Source organism: Vibrio sp. 10N.261.52.A1 (genome assembly GCF_002876325.1).
Lineage (GTDB): Bacteria > Pseudomonadota > Gammaproteobacteria > Enterobacterales > Vibrionaceae > Vibrio > Vibrio chagasii.
This window is the reverse complement of sequence record NZ_MCYD01000908.1, coordinates 1-2,372: the sequence shown is the minus strand read 5'-3', so window position 1 is coordinate 2,372 and position 2,372 is coordinate 1. Positions and strand designations below refer to the sequence as shown.

General features: G+C 43.2%; 2 protein-coding genes and 2 pseudogenes. 3 read left to right on the top strand and 1 reads right to left on the bottom strand.

Going from position 1 to position 2,372, the window contains the following annotated elements:
• Positions 1–216: pseudogene (locus BCT81_RS19585) on the bottom strand (peptidase T); the annotation flags it as partial.
• A gap of 324 nt (positions 217–540) precedes the next feature.
• Between BCT81_RS19585 and BCT81_RS29415 the strand changes: the two are divergent.
• The 3 genes and pseudogenes from BCT81_RS29415 to BCT81_RS19575 all read left to right on the top strand — a co-directional run.
• Positions 541–684, top strand: coding sequence for a hypothetical protein (locus BCT81_RS29415; RefSeq protein ID WP_198596930.1), 144 nt, complete (start codon positions 541–543; stop codon positions 682–684).
• Positions 685–1,026: 342 nt separating this feature from the next.
• On the top strand, positions 1,027–2,079 hold the full coding sequence (locus tag BCT81_RS19580) for an aldo/keto reductase (protein WP_102425539.1): 1,053 nt from the start codon (positions 1,027–1,029) through the stop codon (positions 2,077–2,079).
• Positions 2,080–2,263: 184 nt separating this feature from the next.
• Positions 2,264–2,372 (top strand): annotated as a pseudogene (locus BCT81_RS19575) (RNA methyltransferase); the annotation flags it as partial.

Sequence of the window (2,372 nt, the reverse complement as noted above, 5' to 3'; positions counted from 1 at the left end):
AGCAGGCACAGCGTAATCAACATTCGACGGCAACTTTGCCATCAAATATCCATTTTCATCTAAAGATACATCGGTTAGGTCTAAAGCAATCAAATCTGACTTCAAGGCTTCAGCAAAGGTGATTTGACCCGGTGAACTTGGGCATTGCTGATTAGAAGGATCGGATTTGGTATCAAAAGTAACGTAATTCAGGAAACGTTCTACAAGCTTTTCCATAATTCATCTCACCATGGATTAAGTAATTGATTTACTGACCTAATTATTAGATAAATACGTGCACAGAGTCAGTAGCGAGGTGTTTCATCTTACGCCCCTGACTATCTATGTATTTGCTCTAAATCATTATTGTGCGAAATTTGATGGGCTTCCTATACTGAATCTAGAGGGTTGCGTCAGTTCAGTATTGCATACGGATGATGAGCGATCGCTTTGTACACATTCTACGCCCTCCGCTCTCAGCCTAAAAAAAGTACAAAGTGGATGATGATCACAATTTATCTCCGATGCAGAATCTGTCATACGTTACACGGAGATATAGTTATGACGATTAATAAATATTTCATTTTCTCTCCTCAAGCCTCTGAGGAACAACTTCAACCAGTATTAACTGAAAAAGAAGTTCAAAGGCAGGAAGCTCTAAAGCAGGCGCAGACCCAAGGTGGGTTCGATACAAACGCAGCCTAGTAACTGAATGGATCTCTAGTACCATTAAGACCCCTATAAAACGCTCTACTCACTATCCGGTAGAGCTTTTTTATTTCTAATGCAGTACTCATTACTCGGCGTTCGAATGCGCTAAAACTGTCGTTACATTACCTTTTCCACTAATCCCTTCTTGCATACCATTTTTACAACTAATGCTTGCTGCTCACAGCGCTGAGAAATGACTCATTAAAGTACCTTAAGCCATACCTTGTCTTACCATTTTGTGCTAATAATTCATATTCGTTTTCATTCCTCACTCGCCCTCTTTTCAAAACTATAATGCGAGTACCAGAGAACCCAACAACAGGAATCCTGAATTCAATGGAATATTCAAAGTTAGGAAGTAGTCAAATTCCCGTTTCCCGAATCTGTCTTGGTAGCATGACTTGGGGGCTGCAAAATACTCAACAACAAGCTGACCAACAAATCGAATACGTATTAAGCCAAGGCATTAACTTTATTGATACTGCAGAGATGTACGCAGTACCACCCTCTCCAGAAACCTACGGCAAAACCGAAGCGATTATCGGTAACTGGTTGTCGCGCAACCCACAGCGTCGCCAAGAGTTAATCATTGCCAGTAAAATTGCTGGTCCTGGATTGCCTTGGGTTCGCAACGGTGGCCCTATCACTGGTGAAGCAGTGATCGCCGCAGTTGATGCCTCATTGAAGCGCTTGCAAACGGATTACATCGATCTCTACCAACTTCACTGGCCAAATCGCACAACGCCACACTTCGGTAAACATTTCCCTAATCAGATTCGCTTTAGCGACATCGACAGACAACAACATGAAGCAGAGATGCTGGAGATCTTACAAGCTCTTGCAAGCTGTATTAAAGCAGGCAAAATCCGCCACGTTGGTCTATCCGATGACAGCACTTGGGGCATTAACACTTACCTTAAGTTAGCCCAGAAGCATGACTTGCCACGTATGGTCTCTATCCAAAATGAATTCAGTTTGCTGCACACAAAAGACTGGCCATATTTGATTGAAAACTGCGTGCATGAAGACGTTGCTTACTTACCGTGGTCACCTCTAGCGGCCGGTATGCTTAGTGGCAAATACATTGATGGCGCAAGGCCGGAAGGCAGCCGTTGGACTTACATGCAGCGCAAAGGTATTTTCCGTGATACTGAGTTGGCTAATGAAGCAGTTAAAGGCTACGTAGAAGTGGCAAACGCTCATGGATTCACGCCAAGTCAGCTCGCCTTAGCATGGTGTAACCAAGTGGATGGCGTTACCTCAACCATCATTGGTGCAACCACTATGGAACAGCTTAAAGAGAACGTAGCAGCGTTCAGTAAGCCGCTTTCTGAAGAGATTCTGACCGATATCAACACCGTCTTTAAGCGCTACCCTGTGCCGTATTAAGCGGTAGGTTAAGCTTCTCCGATTCTGTTAAGCTTGAGTTGATCCTATAAGAGCGCACGATTTAGTGCGCTTTTGTTTTTTAAGTGGGTCGCTTTTGCTTTTATATGGATCGCATTGGCTTATCGCACTTTTGGTTATCTAACCTTTGCTCTATAATGCGCGGGCTTATATCTAGGATAAAAACATGATTTCAAAAAACCAATTAAAACTCCTTCGTGCTTTGGGCCAAAAGAAACAACGTAAAGCCCACGGCCTGTTTCTAGTTCAAGGTGAAAAGAACGTTCTTGAGCTGT

What these genes read in the sequence shown, in the direction of transcription:
- BCT81_RS29415 (WP_198596930.1), top strand. Translation starts at nt 541, where the DNA reads ATGACGATTAATAAATATTTCATTTTCTCTCCTCAAGCCTCTGAGGAA.
- BCT81_RS19580 (WP_102425539.1), top strand. Translation starts at nt 1,027, where the DNA reads ATGGAATATTCAAAGTTAGGAAGTAGTCAAATTCCCGTTTCCCGAATC.